This is a genomic window from Microvenator marinus (assembly GCF_007993755.1).
Taxonomy (GTDB): Bacteria; Myxococcota_A; Bradymonadia; order Bradymonadales; family Bradymonadaceae; genus Allomicrovenator; species Allomicrovenator marinus.
This window is the reverse complement of the sequence record NZ_CP042467.1, coordinates 2,520,708-2,543,354: the sequence shown is the minus strand read 5'-3', so window position 1 is coordinate 2,543,354 and position 22,647 is coordinate 2,520,708. Positions and strand designations below refer to the sequence as shown.

The window sequence follows — 22,647 nt, the reverse complement described above, 5'->3', positions numbered from 1 at the left end:
TGAGCCAAAAATGGCCGCAGATTTTAAAGGGTTTGGGCGCATCGAGCCAACGCTATCACGTTGGTCTTGACGTATCGAAGCGTCAGGTCTGGCCCGCCAAAAAGGGCGTGAATTCCATTACCGTTTCGAAGAATACGTACGTTGGCCACACGGCTAGCCCCAAAGTCCACAAACGACTGAGGTTCCATGTTGTCTACATAGGCTCCACGCAGAACAGGAACAGGATCGTTCGGAGTGCCAACCGACCAGACCACGAAGAATTGGTTTGACGAAAGCTGGATATAGTCAAAATCAACCGGGTATCGAGGAGTAATCTCGGCCGAAACCGAACAATCTGACATCATCAGACCGTCCGTTGTCCGCGCCAGGAATGTCGTTGTATCGTCCAGCGAGCGAGCAATATACGGCGTTGTCGCACGCCGATCGGCCAACGTACACTCCGTCCCATCTAACTCACCCATCGACCCCTGAGCTACTTTAAAACCGAACAATGGTGCTCCATAGACCACCCTCTTCTGAGTGCCGATGGTCGAAATCTCTGCCCCCGCCACATCTAGGTCGGCGAGAGATAGCGCCACACCCTCGTTGAGCGCGTTGCTCTCCACGTTGATGGGGTAGGCTGTGTAGCGAACGGTTTGGGTGTCGCGATAGGTCAGCGCCAAAATCGGGATTCCATCGCGATAGAAGTCAACGGCTTCAACCGGGTTGTTGTCCACAGGAATGTCCACACAGCCATTCAACGTGCAGTTGTAGACTTCAATCGCCCCTAAGTTTCGAACCACGCCCAGGAGGAATCGATCCTCGGAGAGCGCAAGAATGGCCATATCCCTGACGTTCGTGGTTGGATAAGACTCGTCTAGAATGTCGTGGTCCACCTCTTCGGTGATACGACCCACCTTGATGTCCCCCGACGCCGAGGTAATGGCGTAGAAGATGGTGTCACCCAATTGGTCGACTTCAAGGTGATTAAACCCACCACTCGTAAGCTCGACAGGGTTAAGGTTGCACTCGGTCTCCATATCCTCCATGTCGGCCGTCCCCACGTCTGGGGACGTGTCATCCGACATGTCGACTTCGTTATTAGGAGTGGCGATAGCCGGAGGCAAATCGCTCAGCTCAGCGAAGACACAGCCCGTAAGGCCTGATGCGAGCAGCAGTGTGGGAAGCAGGTTCTTCATCTTACTCGGGAGCGGTTAACGTCATGGTTTCCACGGTGACTTCGGCGATATCCTCAGCGAGGAGCGGCAGAGCGATCGGCTCGTTATTCAGCCAGCCCTCAACAAGATTGTCGTAATATTCCGAATCGCGGAAGTGTGATTGTCCACCTGGGAACGAAATCTGACCCTTGAGACCATCTTCAGTGTTCTCAACCACCAATCGCATCGATGGGCCCGCGCCAAAGCTGTAGTTGCCATCACGGATGTTGCTAGGGTTGGAAACATTGACCGCCCATAGGCCGCCTGGGGCAGCGAAAGGCCCGTTGTTGAAGTCCGATGTGATATTCGACAGAAGGTCCGCAGCAAACGAAACCACGTGCAAGCGGCCCCAGATCCATGCGTCGGTATCGGTGGTGAGCTCTTGCTTCAACGATGCGGCTGTGGCCGTGATGGCACGCAACACGATCTCAAGTGGCTCTTCAACCGTCTCTTCCGTGCTGACGTCATCCCAGTAACTCCGAGTAAAACGCTCAGGCGTAATCATCTGGATATAGACTGCTGCATAAGCGCGAGAAGCAGGCACGGTCTTGAGTTCATCACCAAAAATCGAGTCCGCGAGATGGTAGAGCAGCTTGTGAGAGACGGTGCATCCTACGGCGTTTGCCACCTCGTCCGCATCTGCACTTGCGTCGCTATCCGGGTCCGAGCTCGAAAGGCCTGTCGGGCAGGTTCCGTCCCACGCCCGGAGTGCGTTCAGCACCCGGAGCTCGTCTTCATTGAAGTCCACTAGTGCTGTCGAAGTCAAGTTCTCCACGGCATCGGCGATCGCGCGGCCGTAAAAGAGATAGTCATCTCCCTGAGCCGAAACCATGTCTTCAGCGGTCAACGACTCGCCGGCGATGAGGTCCACGATTCGCTGATGCCGGTAGCCTGGGGCTGGGAATGACTGAAGCATGTTGTGCCCGTTGTTCGTCGGGTCGCCATCGGAGAGCGAACCGGTCGCGTCTTGGTTGGCCGTGATGATATGGCCGCGCTCAGGGTTTACGAGCTGTGGGAGGTCTTCGTAGTCCATGAATCCTTCCCATTCGAATCCACCGGTGCCATCAAGTGGCATCCATGTCGGATTCTCAAGACTTGCCCATGGGCGCAGCGGCACAAGGCTATAAGGGAACCACGCAATATTGTCCTCGGTGTCGATCACGACGAAGTTCTGGTTCGTGGAGCGGGCATTGAGCAATGCCGCCTTCGCATCATCAATATTCTCGGCCTTCGCGAGACCGAAGAAGGCGTCGAAATCGCTCGAAACCTCGTGGCCGGTCCATCGAAGCGTCAACGCTTCCGAGTTCGCTGCATCATACTCGATGACTGGACCGTGGTGCGGCACCACGCGGATCGTCCTGGTTACCGGATCTGCGTTCGCAATCTGATACGTGTGCTCGACCTCGATGATATCGACCTGGCCACCATCAAAGTTGACCTTGGTGCCAGTTTCATCCAGCGATTCTACATAAATATCAGCCATGTCGTAGAACACGACGGTGGCGCCCCACGCGATATTGTCGTTCTGTCCAATCAGAATCGATGGGATACCAGCGAACGAGACGCCGGCTACACGCAAATCTCCGCCCTGCGTCTTGGTGTCGAGCGAAACCAGATACCAGAGCGCAGGATTGGTAAGACCAAGGTGTGGGTCGTTCGCCAACATCGCCTTGCCTGTGGCGGACGTGGAGCCATTGATGACCCAGTTATTGGAGCCAAATCCGTCTTGCTGACGGAAAACATCCGAAGGAGCGAGTCTGTCTTGTGCTTTGCGAATAAGGCCTGTCGTAGGGCGAACACGCTCAATTGCGCGCCGGAACGCTTGCAGGTCGGGAAGCTGGGTCAGAAGGTTTTGTCCGGTGTACGGAAGATCGATCAAAGTCGAGTTACCCGTTGCCGAGATTTGGCCGAGAACTTCGTAAATTACGTCGGCTTCCAGATCCTCGGTGTACGTCGCCTGGCGCAAGTCCACGCCTGAGCTGTTCGAGAGGTCGTCCATGAGGAGCAGGGCGCACGCTGCTGTATCTTGTGGTTCCCAGTCTGGAATCACATCCGTCGTCAGGAACGGAAAGTCGTATTCCTCGGAGAGTCGCGCGCCATTTCGCTCGTTGCGCATATCGTCGAGCCACGCGTTCACACCTACGGTATAGGCGTCCACCACAGCTTTCGATTCAGGAGACATGCGGTCGTAGAAGGCCTCTTCAAGGTACTCGCCGTCGCGAGACATAAAGCGTGTGCGGTAGCCTTCGTCCACCGAGAGCGCCAGATTTCCAGCAATCTCGGCCACACGACCACGCGCGATTCGGCGCCTCAAGTCCATCTGGGCAAATCGATCCATCGCGTGCACATAACCCTGGGCTGCGAAACAATCGGAGTCCGAGGCGCATTGTATATGCATCATCCCGTTTTCATCACGACGCACCTCAACCGGAGCGCTCAAGCCAGGAATGTTGATGCCTTCCTCGTCCATATCTGGACCCATGTCGTCCATATTATTGGAGCCATTGGTGCCGGTCGTATTGTTCGAGTTATTCGAGTTATTGTTGTTGGTATTGTTGGCGTTATTCGGATTTGTCGGCGGATCCGAGTCATCTGAACATGCGCCGACCATCAAAAGGCTGGCCAGTACGCCAGTGATTAAACGTTTAGTAACCATAAGAATTCTCCAGTTTTGCCTTGAATGAACCGCTTCGTTCTAGACAACATCCGGCCTCAAGGCAACTTTGGAGCGCGATATTCTGTGCGAGAGTCGCAGAAAAGGTATTGACACCTTAGGCCGCCCTCATTAACGTCCGCTCCCCAACCTCGAGTGAGGTTGTTGCGGTGGGTGTAGCTCAGTCGGTTAGAGCGCTGGTTTGTGGTACCAGAGGCCGCGGGTTCAAGTCCCGTCATCCACCCCTTGCCGAGCATGGACGCTTGGCTGGCGGCGGTATAGCCGCATGCACTCGTAGCTCAGCTGGATAGAGCGCCGGACTTCGAATCCGTAGGTCGCAGGTTCGAATCCTGCCGGGTGCATAAATAAAGATTCCGAGCCGGGTCTTCTGGACTCGGCTCGGTCTCTTTATACGCGAGAGTGGCGGAATTGGCAGACGCGCTGGGTTTAGGTTCCAGTGGGGAAACCCGTGGGGGTTCGAGTCCCCCCTCTCGCATTCCTTATAAATTTGACGTGAACCCCGCTTGTCCACGCGATCGTAAAGAGGCAAATCAATGGCGCACCAAGTAGAAGTCACCAGTGAAACCACCCGCAAAGCTAGCGTTGAGATCCCGCGCTCTGATTACGAGGCCGGGGTTAACCGCGCGCTTCGAAAACTCTCGAACCGTGTCAAGCTGCGTGGCTTCCGCAAAGGAAAGATTCCTTTAAATGTGATGAAGCAGCACTACGGGCAAGCCGTTCAGTCGGATGTGCTCGACGAACTCCTCAATAAATCCATCCAAACCGTGATGGAAGACCTCAAAGAGGTCATCTACGTCGACCAACCTAATATCCAGTCTCTACCTATCGGTGGAAACGACGACTTCAAGTTCACGGTTGAGCTCGAGGTTCGACCAAATATCGATCCGATTGGATACAAAGGCATTGAGGTCGAGCGTCCCGCGATCACGATCGGCGACGAAGAGGTCAATCTTGAACTCATGGCGATTCGCCGCCAACAAGGCGTATCAACCCCGATCGAGGGCCGTGACACCATTCAGGAAGGCGACCTCGTAACCTTTGACTTCAAGGCGCTTGCCGACGACGAAGAACTTCAAGACTTCCAAGGCGAAAACGCTGAAGTTCGCATCGGCGATAGCGTGGCGATGCCTGGTATCGAAGAAGCCCTCACCGGCGCAAAATTTGATGCAACGGTAGTTGCGAACGTCAAGACCGACGACAAATTCCGCGTGGAATCACTTCGCAACAAGACCTTTGACGTGGAAATCACCGTCAAGAAAGTCGTCGCTCAAACCCTTCACGACCTCAACGACGAGCTCGCCAAGAAAGTCAAAATGGGTGAGACCGTTGACGAGCTCAAGGCGAACATCCGTGAGCGCCTCGAAGACAGACTCGCACACGATGCGCGTCATCACGCCGAAGAAGACCTTCTGGATAGATTGCTCGAGCAAAACGCTTTTGATCTTCCTCCTCGATTCCTCGACCAGGACTTGATGCAGACGGTGAAGCGCCAGCTGCAGCAATTCCAAAATATGGACGAGCAGATTCTCAATCAACTCGCGATGTCCATGAAGGAAACCGTGCGCTACGAGCGCGAGCGCGCACTCAAGAGTGATTTCCTCATCCACGCCATCGCGGACAAAGAAGAAGTCAAGGTCGAGAACGAAGACCTTCAAAAGACCATCGAGCATCAGGCTATGCATATGAATGCAACGCCGACTCAGCTCATGAACTTCTTGAGGCAGAACCAAGACGCTCTTCGTCAGATGATGAGCACGGCTCGCGTAGAGAAGACCGTGACTTGGCTTGTCGAGAACGCGACGATCGTGGACATCTCTTGGGAGAAGGCCGAGCGAAAGCGTGATGCACGCGAGAAAGCCAAGCAAGAAGCTCAACAGGCTGCCATGCCCGACTTGAGTGCGATGCAAGAGCAAGCCGAGGCTGCAGACGTAGCTGAAGTTGCCGCAGAGGCTACGGCTGAGGCTCCAAAAGCCAAGAAGTCCAAGGCTAAAGGCTATGATGCCGATGCTGCGAACGAAGCATTCGCTGCCATGACCGTCAGCGACCTCAAAGACCTCTGCAAAGCCAATGACCTCAAAGTCTCGGGCAAGAAGGACGAGCTCATCGAGCGACTCATCGAAGCTGAAGTCAACCCCTGAGCTTCTTTATCACGTCAAACTTGCCTCATTCCGAGGCATCTATTAACACTTCTATGTTTTGAGGGGCCTCTTGGGAATAGCCCGGAGCGTTCTTTGTTGAACTTATCCGAGGCTCGTACCATAGTCCCCGTCGAGCCGATTTTCACCTAAGACTTAACGGATAGCTGTATGGCATTCATCCCCAGTGTAGTGGAACAAACCCATCGCGGAGAGCGCGGATGGGACATCTTCAGCCGCCTTCTCAAAGATCGAATTATCTTTTTGGGTACGCCGGTTAACGATCAGATCGCAAATAGCATCATCGCGCAGTTGCTCTTCCTCGAGAGTGAAGATCCCGAAAAGGAAATCTCACTCTACATCAACTCGCCCGGTGGTAGTGTCACGGCTGGTTTGGCCATCTACGACACGATGCAATATATCAGGCCTAAGATCAGCACGATTTGCCTCGGTCAGGCGGCTTCGATGGGCGCGGTGCTTTTGGCCGCAGGTGAGCCCGGTCGTCGAATGAGCCTCCCGAACTCGCGAATCCTCATCCACCAGCCTCTAATGGGCGGTTTGAGCGGTCAGGCGACTGATATCGATATTCAAGCGCGCGAAATCATCAAGATCCGCGACGTGCTCAATGATGTGCTGGTTCGGCATACCGGCCAAGAGCTCGCGCGTATCCAGAAGGATACCGATCGCGACTACTTCATGAGCGCATCAGAAGCAAAAGATTACGGAATCATTGACCAGGTCTTCGAAAGATCGAAAACTTAAGAACCGGGCCATGGGAATTCGCTCCTCGTGGCACACGTTTGAAGTATGATTGGTCGTGAACTCATGACCTCAGGAAAGCGTTATGGCGAAGAAAGGTCAAACAAATCCCCCAAACCTCTGCTGTTCCTTCTGTGGGAAGAACCAGAAAGAGGTTCAAAAGCTCATTGCCGGGCCTACCGTCTACATATGTGATGAGTGCATCAGCCTTTGTGGCGATATCATCGATGAGGAGCTCGAGCGCGAGGAATTCTCCACCGGCATGAGCTCCATCCCAAAGCCGGCTGAGATTAAAGAAGTCTTGGACAATTATGTGATCGGCCAAGAGCGCGCGAAGAAGATCCTCGCGGTCGCGGTTCACAACCATTACAAGCGTATCGAGAGTAAGGTTGATCAGAGCGAGGTTGAGCTCCAAAAGTCCAATATTTTGCTCATCGGACCGACGGGCTCAGGTAAGACCCTCCTCGCACAGACGCTCGCCCGAATTTTGAACGTCCCATTCACCATTGCTGATGCCACAAGCCTCACGGAAGCTGGCTACGTCGGTGAAGACGTCGAAAATGTGATCGTCAACCTTCTGCAGGCGGCCGATGGCGATGTTGAGCGCGCAAGTCGCGGCATCATTTACATCGATGAGATCGACAAGATCGCTCGAAAGTCCGAGAACCCGTCCATCACGCGTGATGTGTCGGGTGAAGGCGTTCAGCAAGCTCTTCTCAAAATCGTTGAGGGGACGGTCGCGTCTGTTCCTCCAAAAGGCGGCCGAAAGCACCCTCAGCAAGACTTTTTGCAGATCGACACGACCAATATTCTCTTCATCTGCGGCGGCGCCTTTGTCGGTTTGACCGATATCGTGTCCGGCCGCGTGGGCGAGAAGCGTATGGGCTTTGGCTCGGAGACCGCACAGAAAAAGGTCGAAGAAAATCTGACCGAGCTTCTCGGTGAGGTACAGCCCGAAGATCTGATGCGTTATGGATTGATTCCCGAGTTCGTGGGGCGCCTTCCTGTGGTCGCCACGCTCGATGAGCTCGACGAAGACGCATTGATGCAGATTTTGACCCAGCCAAAGAACGCGCTGACACGCCAGTATCGCCGTCTCTTTAAGATGGATGGCGTAACGCTCAAATTTGATGATGGCGCACTCATGGCCATTGCACAGCTTGCGCTCAAGCAGAAAACAGGCGCGCGCGGCCTCCGCTCGATTCTCGAGCGCATCATGCTCACCTTTATGTACGAGCTCCCAGGCCGCACCGATATTGACGAGATCACGATCACGGAAGAGATGATCAACGAGGCGGATGAATCTGCGATTCCGTTCTCGGAAACCACGGCTGAATCAGCCTGAAAGCCTGATCACCACCAGAGGACACGCATGTCGAGAAGAATCCCACTTCTGCCGCTTCGGGACATTATTGTATTTCCAAACATGGTTCTTCCGCTCTTCGTCGGGCGCGAGCGCAGCATCAAAGCTCTCGAAGCCGCCATGGCGCAGGACAAGGAGGTCGTACTCTCGGCCCAGAAGAAGGCTAAGACCAATGAGCCTTCGGCCGACGATATCTTCCGTGTCGGTACCGTAGGTATCATCGACCAGCTCTTTCAACTTCCCGACGGGACCGTCAAGGTCTTGGTGCGTGGAAAACAACGCGTGAAGATCGAGGGGTATCAGGAGAATGATGCCTATTTTGAGGTAGAGATCACGCCGATCCAGGATTTCATCGACCCGGCCAAGGACGTGGCCGCCCTGATGAAGCAACTGCGTGAGACCTTTGAAGCCTATGTAGCGCTCAATAAGCGCATACCTCCAGAGATGTTGAGCCTCGTGGCCAAGATCGAAGAAAAGGCCGAAGATCCAGCGCGGCTCGGCGATACAATCGTGGCCCAGCTCGCCCTCAAACTCCGCGACAAGCAAGAGATCTTGGAGAATGAGGACGTGCTCCAACGGCTCGAGAAACTCGACACCATCTTGAAGGAGGAAATCGATATCCTCCAGGTGGAGCGAAAGATCCGCACCCGTGTCAAAAAGCAGATGGAGAAGTCGCAGAAAGACTTCTACGACAATCCGCAGAACAAAGAGATGGGTGGAGATCCGAACGAGTTCAAAAACGAGATCGATGAACTCGAAGAGAAGATCTCCCAAAAGGCGATGAGCGATGAGGCTCACGACAAGCTCTCTCGGGAGCTCAAGAAGCTCAAGATGATGAGCCCAATGAGCGCCGAAGCCACCGTGGTGCGAAACTACATCGACTGGGTGATCTCTCTGCCATGGGATGAGGTCACCGAAGAAAGGCTTGATGTCGCCGAAGCTCACCAAACGCTCGAAGACGACCATTACGGGCTCGATAAACCTAAAGAACGCATCCTTGAGTATCTCTCGGTGCAGTCGTTGGTGACCGAGCATAAGGGCCCCATCCTCTGCCTCGTAGGCCCTCCAGGTGTGGGTAAGACGAGTCTTGGGCGCTCCATTGCTACCGCGACGAATCGGAATTTCATCCGTTTGAGTCTCGGTGGTGTGCGCGATGAGGCTGAAATTCGTGGCCACCGTCGTACGTATATCGGCGCGATGCCCGGAAAGATCGTTCAAAGCCTCAGAAAAGCTGGGTCGAACAACCCCGTGTTTCTTCTCGACGAGATCGATAAGATGTCCACGGATTTTAGGGGCGATCCGTCGAGTGCTTTGCTCGAGGTCTTAGATCCCGAACAAAACTCGACCTTCAATGACCACTATCTGGACCTCGACTACGATCTCTCAAAGGTCATGTTTATCTGCACAGCCAACAGCCTTCAGCAGATTCCAGGTCCTTTGTTGGACCGTATGGAGGTCATTCAGATCCCGGGCTACACAGACTTTGAAAAGCTCGAGATCTCGAAGCGTTATCTGATTCCAAAGCAGCGGAAAAACAACGGCATCGAAGATGTTGAAGTGAGCTTCGCTCAGGGTGCGATCGGCCGAATCATTGGCCAGTACACACGAGAAGCTGGCGTCAGAAGTCTTGAGCGAGAGATCGGCACCGTGTGCCGGAAGATTGCGCGTCAGGTTGTGGAGAATGGCAAAGAGCAAGAGTTTGAGGTCGATGCGCGTTCGATTCCGAAATACCTCGGCCCGCCCCGATTTAAACACGATACGATCGAAGAGGAAGATCAGGTCGGTATCACCAACGGTGTGGCATGGACACAGTACGGCGGTGTGATGTTGATCTCCGAGGCGAGCGTGATCCCTGGGAAGGGCAAGTTTATCATCACGGGTAAGCTAGGTGATGTGATGCAGGAGTCCGCGCAGGCAGCGATGACCTATGTGCGCTCGCGCGCCATGAATCTCGGCCTTTCACCGGACTTCCACCAGAAGGTGGATATCCACGTCCACTTCCCAGAAGGTGCGCTCCCGAAGGATGGGCCATCCGCAGGGATTACGATGGTAACCTCGATTGTGAGCGCCCTGACTCAGATTCCCGTTCGACATAACGTGGCGATGACTGGAGAGATCACCTTGCGTGGCCGTGTTCTTCCGATTGGTGGGCTCAAAGAGAAGGGGCTTGCGGCTCATAGGGGCGGCGTAAAGACCCTTATTATCCCCAAAGACAATGCCAAAGATATTCGGGAAATCCCCAAGGCCGTGCGCAAAGCCATGACGATTATCGCCGTGGATCATATGGATGAGGTGCTTCAACACGCGCTTGCGATTGAAAATCCTGAGGTTTTTCGAGCACGTCTAGAAAAGCCTCTCCTTCCACCTGATGTTTCGATCGACCATGTTGTCGCAGGACAGCCTGTACTCGACGATTCCAAGGTTCATTAAACGAATTTTTGTGGTCGATTTTTACTTGACGACCCTTAGGACTATCTATAACTTCCGCACTCCGTTTGGCGGTGATCATGCGGGCGTATAGCTCAGCGGGAGAGCAGCTGCCTTACAAGCAGCGGGTCACAGGTTCAAATCCTGTTGCGCCCATCACGACCCTCGAAAGAGGGAAGTACCACAAGGGGTGGTAGTTCAGTTGGTCAGAATGCCGGCCTGTCACGCCGGAGGTCGCGGGTTCGAGCCCCGTCCACCCCGCTTTAGAAAATCGCTCGTTGAGCAAACCGATTCCAGAAGAAATTCTGGATAAACGGGGTGGTAGTTCAGTTGGTCAGAATGCCGGCCTGTCACGCCGGAGGTCGCGGGTTCGAGCCCCGTCCACCCCGTCAAAAAACCCGAAGCTTCACGCTTCGGGTTTTTTATTGCCCATTCACTCAGCTTGGTTGACGGTCTTCGGGTTGTAGACTAACGTTTGCACGTACCCACGTTTTGCCTAATTTCTCTGAGAGAACTTTGATGAAGCAGAAGCTTTCCTCAAGAGTACGAAATGCGACCCTCGTAAGTCTGATCGCCATGATCGCACCACTCACAAGTTGTGGTGATTCGGCGGCGGCTGAGTCCGTATTTCTCTTCGTTATCAACGGCTACACCGGCTCTAACTCCCTCACCATCATCGGGCCCACCGGCACCGTTGCCTCAAGCTTGGCTTTTGGTGACCGCGTTGGACCTGTGGAAGTGAACAGAGCGCTTGGCACTGAGTTTACCGTTCTACTGGACGGAACTCCTGAAGCCATCGACTTGGATCTGGAACTCTTCTCCATGTATCCACAGGAAACGGGAACGCTCTTCTTAAAGCGACGTTCTGATGATGCTGAAGTGGCAGTATCTTTGTACAGACACGTACAAACGATCAGCCCTTCTTGTCAGTTGACCTTCGAAAATGCGCTTTCACTGAACGAAACGTATCTTTCGTTCCCCAGTCAGTTTACGTACTCACCAGAGTTTCGCTTAGACGATATCCAAGAGGGTGGTTACTTTCCTGAGCAAGACCTTACAATTCAAACGGAATGCGGACCTTTGCCGTCGCCGCCTGCGGGTTCACGAATTCCAAGGGACTTTGGTGATATTCAATCGGATCCCTACTTCTTCATGACACCTTGTGAGGATACGATTCTGGAAAACCAACTTTGCCATGTGTGGGGTGACTACGGTGTCGATCTCACAACTAACGTTCTCGGTCGTCCAACCACGGCGGAGTACCGGAATTGCCTCTCGCAAGCAGTTGAGATCAAACAGCCGGAAGTCGATCCTCCACTGCCGTTCCCTCCGGACGATGCTCAAGTACAATGCCCTCCAGGACCATTGACTTGGGATGATGTGAATCTGCCCGAGAGTGCGATTTTGGATTGTCAGGAAAAGAAAGTCTACGAGACGGTCACCGTCGCGCCTGGAGCCGAGTCTAACAATACAGAGTCCATCTACTTCTTTAGCGGTAAGTGCACCCACACATTTAGAATCGTTACACCTGGACTTCAAACGATCTTCGGTCCCGAAGACGGCGACGCACTGGGTAAGCACCAGGATGGAGATTTTGTTGAGACGACCGCGGAGATTTCTCCAGGTAGCGAACACTTCTACATTCTCTTTGGACGTCCTGTGAATCCTTTGGTTTGGCAGTGGGATTCCGGCTCGAACTTTGTCGATCTGGCTGCGTATCCATATTTCAACGGTCAGAACGAGAGAATTGGGGATACGGACTTCCCAGAGTAGTCATGATTTCCTCTTTGCAGAGCGGCGCAAGCCGCTTTCTTTTTTTCTTGGGGGTTCTCGTTCTCGGTGGATGCGAGGTCAGCGTCGAGGCAGAACCTCCGCTTCGTCCTCTTCTCTATACCGAGAATCCTGACGTTTCCCCGGAAGTGGCGGCCGTCCGCGAATCACGGCTCTTGAGGGAGCTCGAGAGTGGTGGGGCATCAGGCAAATGGGGTCAGATGCAGGCCGCGGTTGAAGAACCGCCAGATCTTGGGACCCCCGACGACCTCGGCCGCGTGCTGACAGACGCCGTGTTGGCGCGAGACCGCGCGCTATGGGAAGAGCTCTTCATCCAGCCCGAAGAGTATAACGCGATGGTGCATATGCCCGTGGAGCGGGCAAAGACCTACGTGGATGATTTGATCGCGCAATCGGAAGGCTTTTGGCAGAGCTTTACGCCGCTATCGCCCACGGACGCGCGTCCGAACGGGTGGTCCGAGGTTTTCGAGTTTGATTCCATCGTCGTTGGGGACCCGAGAAGTGTGGATGGAAAGGTAGCGAAGGCTCCGGAGGACGTGGCGCAGTATTGGAATGTGCTTCTGAAGCTTAAGTTTAAGCCCCGTGATGCTCTGGTGGATGTTCGGATCCCGAAGCTTTTGGTGGTTCAAACCGAGGGCGGGCCGATTCACCGTCTGGCATCGGCACCTGAGTCGGATCTTCTGATGCGCGCCATCTTTGAGACGGGTCTGCACCTTCGTCCGGAGCTTCTGAGTAGCAGCGAGTACCCGCTGCCGTTGAAAGTCGGGACATTCTGGCGGTATCGGCGCACCAAAGAAGGGCTGCCTGACCTGAATGTCATCGAAGAGGTGGTGACGGTGGATCACCTCTCTGGCGTGCACCTCGTTCACTTGAGGCAGACCGTGGAGACGCCGGAGCCAACCATCCAGGAGCGGTTCTGGGTTTTGACGCCTCTTAGGGTTTTCGAGTGTGATTCCATCTGCCGCAGAAATATCGAGGACACTACGTGGTTGTTGCGCCACTTTTCGTCCGCGACTCCCGTGTTCAAATTCCCATTCGGCGCCGATACCTGGGCTCAGGGAGCCGTGAAGGTAGAAGCGTTTGGACAGATCGATGTTCCTGCCGGCGTTTTTCCTCAGTCATTTGCGATTTGGCGACACGCCTCATGTCCGGTGACCGAATATGTGGTCTGGCGAAAGGGCGTGGTAGTGCGAGAAATCTCGTGTGCGGATGGGGTAACCAAAGACGCACTAGTCGAATACAGAATACCTCCGGGCTGAGGCGTTGGAAAATTGACACTCTGGCTCCGGACGCGTAGTATTTCAGGCCTAATCACTAAGGTGAATCCCCTTTGGGCGCCCCGGAGCCGTATGCTGGACGACCCGTTCGAGAGTGCAGATCGAGCCGAATTGGAGGAGCTTTCGGAAGCTGTTCGCGATGAAGATGCGCGGCTTCATGTTGTGGCACTTGAGCCCCTTCACCACCACATGGAAGATCTTGCGGAACGCGTGCTGGAGCGCACCTGTGCGGGCCTCATCGTCCTGGATGGTTCTAATCTCGATATCTGGGAGCGGCATTATGGTGCGGCATCGTTCCGTGCCTTCATGAACCGTGTTTCTGCGGCCATCGAAGAATCAAGAGGCAGCGTCCTGAGGATGAATGATGTGGTCTGTCTTGATGCTGACCACGGCGACTCTATCCTGATATTCCTAACCCGTTCACCCGATGAGTCTTTGGGGCCAGCGGTTGATTTCGAGACGATTTGTACCAAGCTCAAGCGCCTCATTTTCTCCCACTTCTTGACCGCTGAGTGGTGGTATCATCAGGCCCTCGAGCAAATGGCTATTGGCAGCGCGCTCATCATCCGCAACGATTCTGTGGACCCGAGACGCGAGATCTACCGCGCCACACGTCAGGCGCGCCACGATGCGCAACTTGCGCAGAAAGAGGTACAGCGCCAACGGCATAGGGTTGTGGGGAGTATGATCGCTCAGCGAAAGATCACCACGCTCTATCAGCCGATTGTGCATATGCGAACGGGTGCCGTAGTTGGGTACGAGGCGCTTTCGCGCGCCGAACCCGTAGATGCCGACAGACTTGGTGTGCACCTCTTCGTGGCAGCTGCTAAGGCCGAGCTCGACGGCGAGCTAGACCAAACGTGCAGGCATCTCTCGATTCGGCGTCGTCCCGAACTTGAGACGGACGTCCAACTCTTTATCAACACGCTTCCCTCCACGTTCTTTGACCCGATGCGTGAGCTCGAAGGCATGTTGGAGCAGTGGATAGATGACGGTTTAAGACCGGAGCAATTGGTATTCGAGATTACGGAGAACATCACGCTCGAACAATTGCGCCGTATCTTACCCAACTTGAGAAAACTCCGAAGTCAGGGCTTCCGGTTTGCGGTGGACGATGTGGGCACGGGCGCATCAAACCTACAGCTCTTGGCCGATGTAGAGCCCGACTATATCAAGATGGACATCTCGTTGACTCGTGGCATCGCCACGAGTGCTCGCAAACAGGCTCTCGGCACCTATCTCTTAGAACTCGCCGGGAAATGCGAAGCCAAGCTCATTGCTGAAGGCATTGAAAATCAGGCCGACCACGACATGTGTTTGACGCTTGGAATGGAGCTTGGGCAGGGCTTCCTCTTAGGCCGCCCGGCCCTTTACGCTCAAACCCAATCCGCGGTTTAGCCCCGCCGATTAGTGCTCAGAACTCAATTTTCTTCGGTTCCGACTTTTGTTCCGGCAGTTTTGGCAACTTGACAGTGAGTACGCCATCCTCAAATTTTGCTTCTGCTCCGTTCGCATCTACATCTTGAGGTAATGGAATAGTGCGTTGGAAAGACCCGAAGAATCGTTCGGTCCGATAGCACCCGTGTTCTTCATTTTCGTTGTGGAGAACCTTTTGACCTTTGAGGTGCAAGGTGTTTTCGTGAACATGGAGCTCGACGTTTTCCTTCGCGAGTCCCGGAAGTTCAGCGCTCACAACAAGATGTGTCCCGTTGTCGGTTACGTCGACACTCGGCCTGAAGGCGCTGGGGCTAAAATTGCCGAACCAGCTCTGGTTTCTGGCACTCCGAGCCATGGGTGCGAACCACTCGTCATTGCCGAAGAACGAGCGCATGATATGCTGCATGTCTCGGTCAAACGCTGAGAACTGGTCCCACGATTCTTGTCGCTTGGCCACCGCTTGATCGGCGGTTTTTGCTTTGTCAGAATGACGGTTGAATTTGAACGGATTCCATTTGCTCAGATCACTCATAATTTCCTCCTTTGTGATGTTTGTGGTGTGGCCGTTTCGGCCACCAAGAAAAACCCTTAGCACGAAGTTTTTTGCGTCAAGTTTCGCTGTAGCAGTTTTTTTATCTGCCGCACCAAGCCTAGTGGAGGCGAGGTCCAACCGTCAGGGACACATCCCCAATGGAGGCGCGTTTTCGTGTGATTCCTGCCACGGCTTGCAGAGTCTAGAGCCAGAACATTTGACACCGTTTGGGCAAGACGTTTTGCAGAATATGGATGCCGGCGTAGTGCAATGGCAGAACATCTGGATGTTGGATTCTGACTCAGATGGCTACTCCAACGGGTTGGAGCTCAACGACCCGAACGGCCAGTGGCGCCGAGGTCAACCCAATCCGGTGGGACCCATTTCGAATCCCGGGATTCCAAATGTGGGGATCTGTGGGGATGGCGTTCTGGAGGGCGAGGAAATTTGTGAAGGGAATGAGCTGATCCAGTGTGGCGAACTTGGCCTGGGTTCGGGTGAGGTGGAGTGCAAGGACTGTAAATGGGACACGTGGTACTGCGGCACCTGTGGCGACGGCATCATCAATCCGGAGAAAGAGGAGTGCGATGGCTCCAATTTTGGTGAGAGGACGTGTGCTGACTACAATTTCCGAAGCGGTGAACTGACGTGTTCCGATAGGTGCAGAATCGAAACCACCGAATGTGGCGACGAGGCTCCGGCGGTGTGTGGTGATGGCGTTCTTTCGCGGGGTGAGCAGTGTGATGGTGACCTTTTTGGAGAGGTAGATTGCGCCCGTCTGAACTTTTTGGGTGGCGATCTGCTCTGCACCGCGGATTGCAAGTGGAACGTAGAGCGCTGCATCGAGAGAGATTACGACTCGCCGGACATAGACGTTGAGGTTGGGGAAGATATGGGCTCGCCCGAGGCTCCTGAAGAGCCTGAGAGTGAATCAGGCTCTGGATGCACTCAAACTGGCCGACATGCTTCTTTGTGGTGGCTGCTAGTCTTCGTGTTTACCCGCAACCTAAGGGCTACCAGGGGTCGGAATGGGCAGGGTTATTGAGGAACTCTTCGTCGGTTAGGGCGCGAAGGAAGTTCAGCAGATCTTCACGTTCGGACTCGCTCAATTCGAAACCGTTGACAAACTCACTCTTAAATCGGTTTTGCGCGCCGTCCCCAGCATTGGGGCCATCTTCCGTGAGCGTGCCACCACGCGCATAATGGTCGATCACGTCGTCCAAAGTCTCGAGACTTCCATCGTGCATATAGGGAGCCGTTACCGCGATATTGCGCAGGGTAGGGGCCTTGAAACGCCCGGAATCCTCGAGGATTCCCGTGATTTCAAACACGCCACCATTTTCAGGTGGGTACGCTCCGAAGCCGTCTACGTTGTAGAGGCCGTTGTTGTGGAAACTCGGCTCGTCAAAGACCAATCCCTCATGCGTCACAGCGTCCGCTAGCGAGAACCCACCGTGACAGTGGAAGCACTCAAGACGCTCCGAGAAGAAGAGGTCCATTCCGCGTTTTTCGGACTCTGAGAGGGCATCTGATTCGCCCGCTTGATAGCGGTCATAGGGAGCACCCGCCGAAATCAAAGACCGTTGGAAAGAGCCGATGGCCTTGGTCATGGTGACCAGAGTGATGCCTTCCCCCGGAAATGCGCGTTCGAAGAGGTCCTCATAGATAGGATCTTCGGAGAGCCTCCCTAAGACTTCTTCTTGAGCACCAAGCCCCAATTCAACAGGGTCTTCTCCAAAAAGGGGTACGAGCATCTGGTCTTCGAGTTCAACCATGAGCGGGTTTCCCCACGTCAGCACTGACGCATAGACCACATTGGCGAGGCTCATGGAGCCGCGAGGATGGACCTCACCTGTGCTACCCACAGCGCGGGCCCTTGGGTCCGAAAATGCGTTTTCTTGGACGTGGCAACTCGCACAACTCTGCGTCTGGTTTCCAGAAAGACGCGTGTCGTAAAAAAGGTGCCTGCCTAGCTCTACTTTTTCATACGTCATGGGGTTGTCCGCAGGGATCTTTGGCTTCGGAAAATGCCCGGGAAGGACCTCGTCCCAATCAAATGTACCCGACTTTTCAACCTCGGAGGTCGTGTCGTCTGTACAGGACAAAGAGAGTAGCGCTAGAATCATCAACCATCGGTTCATAGCCAAAAGAACTATCAGACTTGAAGATTTATGCCGAGTCCTAAGGGAATTGTACAAACGAGGGGCACGCTGATCTATCTGATGTTCTTTAGCTCAGGGGTCGCCTCCCTGACGCTGCAGGTCGTCTGGTTCAAATACCTTCAGTTTGTGCTCGGTAGCTCTACGGGCGCGGTCTCAGTGACCATCGCGAGCTTTTTTCTAGGGCTCTCGCTTGGGGCGAGGCTTGGAGGAAGTTTCGCGGACCGAACTACAAACCCGCTTCGTGCGTATGCGGGTGTGGAAGCATTCATCAGCGTTCTGGCGCTCGGAATTACGGTGCTCCTGAGCAATTGGGCAGCATGGGTGGGGCCTCTTCTCGGACTCCTCGCTGCGGATTCGGCGCTCAAACTGCCCATGACGGTTTTGATCGGCTTTGGAACGCTCCTTCTTCCGACTATGGGTATGGGGGCGACCTTGCCGTTCCTCGCTCGATTTGTGGTAGCCGCACGCGATGAGCTCGCCGCCAAAATCGGGGTGCTTTACGGCATCAATACTCTGGGTGCGGCAACCGGTGCGCTGGCGGTGGGTTTCGTGCTCATCGAGTGGCTCGGAGTCATGGGAAGCGGACTTCTCGCAAGCGCGCTTTATCTCGGGATTTCAGCCCTGGCCTTCCTTTTGAGCCGCGCACCCCAGGCAGAAGTCGGAACAGGTGAGGCCGAAGAAGACGCCCAGAACACGCTCGATGCCCGCACCCGAGGCATGTTGGTAGGGATTTTCGGCCTGAGTGGTTTTGTCGCGATCGCCTACGAGGTCATCTGGTTTCGGATGCTCAGCCTGGTGTCGGCCCGGTCAGTCTACGCTTTCTCGAGCATGCTCGCCGTCTACCTTCTGGGCCTCGTCTTAGGATCCTTCATTTGTGCTCGATTTCTCGCTCATAAGAAGGATGCCCTGCTCTCGAGTTTCGCGCGCGTCCAGATCCTGATTGGTGCAAGTGCGCTTCTAAGTCTTGCGATGATGGGCAAACTCAACACGATCAAGGCGTTGAGCGTGAATGCGTCTCTTGCGCTATTGCCACAGAGCCTAGAGCTCCACCTCGCTGATATTTTGTCGGTGAATCTCGTCAGTCTGGCAGTGTTTGGGCTACCCACTACCCTCATTGGCATCGCGTTTCCTCTGGCGAGCGAGCTGACGATCCATCGTGTTGGGGTTGTGGGAAGTGGGCTTGGAAGGCTCTATTCGTGGAACACGCTTGGTGGCGTTTTGGGTTCGCTCGGAGCTGGTTTTTTACTCCTTCCAACCATCGGAAGTTTTTGGGCGCTGGTGTCTATGGTGGCGCTAAACCTTGGTCTCGCCGCACTTGTGATTTGGGGCGCGCGCCTTAAAGACGCGGTCATGAAGCGCGAGCTCGCGGTAGCGCTCTTAGCCAGTATCGCAGTGGTAGCCACCCTTGGGCCTGGCTATATCAACGCGCAACTCACAGCCTTCAATCACGCTGAGGTGCTCGAACTCAGGGAGTCAAAGGACGCCACCTTTGTGGTCCTCGGCTACGACATGGATGGCCCGGAGCCTTTTGTTCAGCTCCTCGCCAACGGCACGAGCTATGCCAACAACTCGATGATCGGGAGGCGCTACATGGGCGCGTTGGCGCACCTTCCTGTGCTTCTGCATCCGGAGCCTAAGAACGCAGTCGTGATTTGCATCGGCACGGGGACGACGGTGGGGGCACTTACGACCTATCAGAGTTTGAGCGAAATTCACGCCGTGGACCTCTCTAAGGAGGTCTTTGAGTTTGCGCCCCATTTTGTGCCGGTGAACGAGAGTTTCCACACAAATTCTGCGGTGCGGAAAATTGCTGCAGATGGTCGCCATTATCTGCTTTCGACCCAGCAAACGTTCGATGTGTTGACCTTTGAGCCACCCCCACCGATGGATGCCGGCGTGGTCAATCTCTATTCGGAGGAGTTTTATCAAATCGCGAAAGAGCGCATGGACGATCAGAGTGTAATCGCTCAATGGGTACCGATGACCATGGCGCGGGGCGACCTCTCTAAAATTCTCATCAAAGCGATGTTTGCAAACTTCGACCACGTGTCTTTGTGGGCGACAAATCGGATGGAGGGGGTTGCGATTGCCTCGAAGCACCCATTGAAAATCGATGAGGCGGCGCTGGCGCTTCGAATGAAGGAGCCGGGCGTTTATGAAAATCTCAAGGCTATTGGACTGGAAGAACCCGAAGACCTTCTCGGCACCTTCATCGCCGCCGATGACGCACTGCGTGCCTGGGTGGAAGACGTGCCGAGCGTCACCGATAACAATCCCACCATTGAGTACCACCGAAGCTTTGAGCTACGAGCCCTCCAGCCCGACGATCTTCTGGGGATTCGGGAAGACGTGAGCAAGTATTTGACGGCTCCGCCATCTGATCCCGCTGCTTTGGAAGCCGCCCGGCAGGCCGTGATGCTCAGCCACCGAGTCTTCGTGGAGAAGGATGCGGTGAAGAAGGGGGCTTTGGCAAACGAGGCACTTGAGTTAAGACCAGACAACGCGTTCCTGCAGTGGCAGGCCGAAAAATCACAACCTTAAGGAGTACGTCATGTCTAACGATCCTACAGCAACACCATCTGATGTCGCCGCCCCACCCGCAGACGCAGAGACCACGGCATCTGGCCTCGCGACCAAAGTCCTGACCGCAGGGCACGGCTCAGAGCACCCTAAGGCGACGTCAACGGTCACCGTGCACTATGCCGGATGGACCACAGACGGAAAGCTCTTTGACGCCTCGTACAAGCGTGGAAAGCCTGCTTCCTTCCCACTCAATCGCGTGATCGCCGGGTGGACCGAGGGGCTTCAGTTGATGGTCGAGGGCGAGCGTCGTCGCCTCTGGATCCCACAGGACCTTGCGTACAAGGGCGCACCTGGTGTTCCAGCAGGAATGCTGGTTTTTGACGTCGAACTTCTTTCGATCGGTTAGAAGGTTACTGGAGTTGGGGTTGATGCGTTAAGCGTCGTCCCGTTTCCAAGCTGACCTCGGTTGTTTCTTCCCCAACATTGCAGACTGCCGTCTTGCAGAAGTGCGCAGGTGTGAGTGCCTCCAACATCGAAGGTGGTGTTGGCGGGTAAGCTCACGAATGTGGGGCTCGATTGGTTCAGAGTGCTCCCCGTTCCGAGGCGACCGTCTTGGCCGAATCCCCAGCAAAAGAGCTCGCGAGACGCATTGGACGAACACGCATGGCGTTCGCCGACGTTTAGGAACCCAAGGGAGCTGAAGATGGTGCTTGGGTAGGGTCGGTCAAGTGTATCGCTGAGTCCCAGCTGGCCGTACACATTGCCGCCCCAACACGAGATCGATGCCCCGTCTCTTAGGCAAGTGAAGTCCCCTCCTACTCCCACATATTGGGCGTTCGACACCACAGACCCTGCGGAATTGTAGACCTTCCCTGCGTACGGTTGCGAGAATGTAGTTTGCGGATAGCGCCCGAGTTGGTTGTAATCGTTTCGGCCCCAACACGAGATGGTGCCATCCGCATGCCGAGCGCACGTGTGAGCCAAACCGGCGGAGATCTGCGTCACGTTGCTGATCGCGAATCCGTTGGAATCGGTGACTCGGATTGGAGTGGAAGAAAAAGTACCCAAACTTCCGTAACCGGTCTGGCCGTATTCAGCATCACCCCAGCAGTAGACGTCTCCGTTGGCAGTCAGCGCGCAGACATGGCCGGTTCCGGCGTCGATGGCAGTAATGTTTGTCAGACCCGCTACAGGCGTAGGAGTAAGGACATCGCCTGTAGTGGTCACTCCAACTTGTCCCTTTAGATTTGAGCCCCAGCAAGAAACTGTGCCGTTCAAGAGTAGCGCGCATGTGTGATAGCCGCCCGCGACCACGTACTCGGCTTGGAGGCCTGGGACCACGGTTGGGGTCGTGCGTTGGGTTCGCGTGCCATCTCCGATTCGACCGTCGGTATTCTCACCCCAACAACGCACCGAGTCATCGTCCATGACTGTGCAGGTATGTGAGTAGCCGACTGAGAGAGTTACGGGCGCAGGTCCCGACGGTTGCGCTTGGCAGCCACTCGTATCCCAAGTGCATGAGCTCGAACAACTCAGTGTGCCGGCCGGTTCTCCAAGGCCTGTACATGTTCCGCCATCGAGGTCTGTTCCATCGCAGTTCTCGGGTGCTTGGCGGATCCCATCACCGCAATACGCGGTTAGGCCAGCGGTGAATCGGCAGTTTGAGTTGCAAACTTGGCACGACATTAGCCCATAGTCGCATAACCTTACGGGGTCTTGGCCTTCGTCACACTCCTCGCCGGCACCTCCTTGTACAGTCAAATCACCGCAAAAGCCCGATACCGTCCCTTCAACCCACGTACACGAGGCCGAGCACACCTGGCAAGAGGTCTCGCCGTATGCGCAATTGAGCTGGAGGGTGCCTCCATGGTCGCAGTCTTCGCCCGCTTCAATGGTGTCATTTCCGCAGGTTGCTGGGACTTCGCAAGCCTCACAACTTCCTCCGCAATCTACCCCAATCTCGTCGCCGTTTCTGACGCCGTCGTCGCAGGAAGGCTCGTCTATCGAACACTCAAGTTCGCAGGGGCCTCCACAGTCGGGACCTTCCTCAGCGCTGTCTTTGATGCCATTCGTACACGAGGGAACCAGGCAGACCTTGAGCATCTCATTGTACTCTTCGTCTTCTTCACACGCGTCAGGGTCTTGAGTCTCCACGCACTCGGATTGTACGCAGGTGAAACCTTCCTCACACTCAGGCGCGCAGCCTTCGACAGGGGGTTCTTGTGTGGGAGTTTTTTTTGTGACTGAGTCGCCACAACCGCTGATCAATTGAAAGGTGCCGGCGGCGATGACCAAAAGAACTGTGTTGAGTTTCATGGATTATCTCTAGCGCAAAAATAACAGAATCTTCTTGGTTTTAGCTCTACTCGGG

15 protein-coding genes and 6 tRNA genes are annotated in these 22,647 nt (G+C 54.9%); 16 read left to right on the top strand and 5 right to left on the bottom strand.

Translation table 11 applies throughout. The features are described from left to right. Positions 1 to 23: 23 nt before the first annotated feature. Together FRD01_RS10470 and FRD01_RS10465 are read right to left on the bottom strand one after the other, a co-directional pair. Positions 24 to 1,178 (bottom strand): hypothetical protein, encoded by a 1,155-nt coding sequence (locus tag FRD01_RS10470; RefSeq protein WP_146959375.1) that lies wholly within the window; start codon positions 1,176 to 1,178, stop codon positions 24 to 26. A 1-nt stretch (position 1,179) separates the two neighbouring features. Then, positions 1,180 to 3,852: a penicillin acylase family protein gene (locus tag FRD01_RS10465; RefSeq protein WP_146959373.1), complete on the bottom strand. Its 2,673-nt coding sequence runs from the start codon at positions 3,850 to 3,852 to the stop codon at positions 1,180 to 1,182. 167 nt (positions 3,853 to 4,019) lie between these two features. Between FRD01_RS10465 and FRD01_RS10460 the strand changes: the two genes are divergently transcribed. The 13 genes from FRD01_RS10460 to FRD01_RS10400 all read left to right on the top strand — a co-directional run bounded on the left by FRD01_RS10460 (position 4,020) and on the right by FRD01_RS10400 (position 15,020). Continuing rightward, a tRNA-His gene (locus FRD01_RS10460) sits at positions 4,020 to 4,093 on the top strand. A 44-nt stretch (positions 4,094 to 4,137) separates the two neighbouring features. Then, a tRNA-Arg gene (locus tag FRD01_RS10455) sits at positions 4,138 to 4,211 on the top strand. A gap of 52 nt (positions 4,212 to 4,263) precedes the next feature. Next, positions 4,264 to 4,345: transfer RNA gene (locus FRD01_RS10450), tRNA-Leu, on the top strand. Positions 4,346 to 4,403: 58 nt separating this feature from the next. Continuing rightward, positions 4,404 to 6,008, top strand: coding sequence for a trigger factor (tig, locus tag FRD01_RS10445; RefSeq protein WP_146963927.1), 1,605 nt, complete (start codon positions 4,404 to 4,406; stop codon positions 6,006 to 6,008). 168 nt (positions 6,009 to 6,176) lie between these two features. Continuing rightward, positions 6,177 to 6,767 (top strand): ATP-dependent Clp endopeptidase proteolytic subunit ClpP, encoded by a 591-nt coding sequence (clpP, locus tag FRD01_RS10440; RefSeq protein ID WP_146959371.1) that lies wholly within the window; start codon positions 6,177 to 6,179, stop codon positions 6,765 to 6,767. Between the two features lie 82 nt (positions 6,768 to 6,849). After that, positions 6,850 to 8,109 carry an ATP-dependent Clp protease ATP-binding subunit ClpX gene (clpX, locus tag FRD01_RS10435; RefSeq protein ID WP_146959369.1) on the top strand — a complete coding sequence of 420 codons (1,260 nt, stop codon included), beginning with the start codon at positions 6,850 to 6,852 and terminating at the stop codon, positions 8,107 to 8,109. 27 nt (positions 8,110 to 8,136) lie between these two features. After that, complete coding sequence (gene lon, locus FRD01_RS10430; protein WP_146959367.1) at positions 8,137 to 10,557, top strand: endopeptidase La; 2,421 nt, start codon at positions 8,137 to 8,139, stop codon at positions 10,555 to 10,557. A gap of 81 nt (positions 10,558 to 10,638) precedes the next feature. Next, positions 10,639 to 10,710 (top strand) — tRNA-Val (locus FRD01_RS10425). Positions 10,711 to 10,741: 31 nt separating this feature from the next. After that, positions 10,742 to 10,815: transfer RNA gene (locus FRD01_RS10420), tRNA-Asp, on the top strand. A gap of 54 nt (positions 10,816 to 10,869) precedes the next feature. After that, a tRNA-Asp gene (locus FRD01_RS10415) sits at positions 10,870 to 10,943 on the top strand. Between the two features lie 130 nt (positions 10,944 to 11,073). Then, positions 11,074 to 12,327 (top strand): hypothetical protein, encoded by a 1,254-nt coding sequence (locus FRD01_RS10410; protein ID WP_146959365.1) that lies wholly within the window; start codon positions 11,074 to 11,076, stop codon positions 12,325 to 12,327. A 2-nt stretch (positions 12,328 to 12,329) separates the two neighbouring features. After that, positions 12,330 to 13,604: a hypothetical protein gene (locus FRD01_RS10405; protein ID WP_146959363.1), complete on the top strand. Its 1,275-nt coding sequence runs from the start codon at positions 12,330 to 12,332 to the stop codon at positions 13,602 to 13,604. Positions 13,605 to 13,694: 90 nt separating this feature from the next. Next, positions 13,695 to 15,020 (top strand): EAL domain-containing protein, encoded by a 1,326-nt coding sequence (locus tag FRD01_RS10400; RefSeq protein WP_146959362.1) that lies wholly within the window; start codon positions 13,695 to 13,697, stop codon positions 15,018 to 15,020. 16 nt (positions 15,021 to 15,036) lie between these two features. On the opposite strand, the gene FRD01_RS10395 is transcribed toward FRD01_RS10400, so the two are convergent. Then, positions 15,037 to 15,591 (bottom strand): Hsp20/alpha crystallin family protein, encoded by a 555-nt coding sequence (locus FRD01_RS10395; RefSeq protein WP_146959360.1) that lies wholly within the window; start codon positions 15,589 to 15,591, stop codon positions 15,037 to 15,039. Positions 15,592 to 15,808: 217 nt separating this feature from the next. On the opposite strand from FRD01_RS10395, the gene FRD01_RS10390 reads away from it, so the two are divergent. Continuing rightward, complete coding sequence (locus FRD01_RS10390; RefSeq protein WP_146959358.1) at positions 15,809 to 16,636, top strand: hypothetical protein; 828 nt, start codon at positions 15,809 to 15,811, stop codon at positions 16,634 to 16,636. Here FRD01_RS10390 and FRD01_RS10385 read toward each other — a convergent pair. Continuing rightward, positions 16,605 to 17,717 (bottom strand): methanobactin export MATE transporter MbnM, encoded by a 1,113-nt coding sequence (locus FRD01_RS10385; RefSeq protein ID WP_249756166.1) that lies wholly within the window; start codon positions 17,715 to 17,717, stop codon positions 16,605 to 16,607. The two genes, FRD01_RS10390 and FRD01_RS10385, sit on opposite strands and share 32 nt — an antisense overlap. A gap of 45 nt (positions 17,718 to 17,762) precedes the next feature. Between FRD01_RS10385 and FRD01_RS10380 the strand changes: the two genes are divergently transcribed. Both FRD01_RS10380 and FRD01_RS10375 read left to right on the top strand, forming a co-directional pair. Continuing rightward, positions 17,763 to 20,294: a fused MFS/spermidine synthase gene (locus tag FRD01_RS10380; protein WP_146959354.1), complete on the top strand. Its 2,532-nt coding sequence runs from the start codon at positions 17,763 to 17,765 to the stop codon at positions 20,292 to 20,294. A gap of 10 nt (positions 20,295 to 20,304) precedes the next feature. After that, the gene (locus FRD01_RS10375) at positions 20,305 to 20,682 is read left to right on the top strand and encodes an FKBP-type peptidyl-prolyl cis-trans isomerase (protein WP_146959352.1); all 378 of its coding nucleotides are present in this window, start codon (positions 20,305 to 20,307) and stop codon (positions 20,680 to 20,682) included. On the opposite strand, the gene FRD01_RS10370 is transcribed toward FRD01_RS10375, so the two are convergent. Beyond that, positions 20,679 to 22,592, bottom strand: coding sequence for an RCC1 domain-containing protein (locus FRD01_RS10370; protein WP_146959350.1), 1,914 nt, complete (start codon positions 22,590 to 22,592; stop codon positions 20,679 to 20,681). The two genes, FRD01_RS10375 and FRD01_RS10370, sit on opposite strands and share 4 nt — an antisense overlap. Between the last annotated feature and the right edge of the window lie 55 nt (positions 22,593 to 22,647).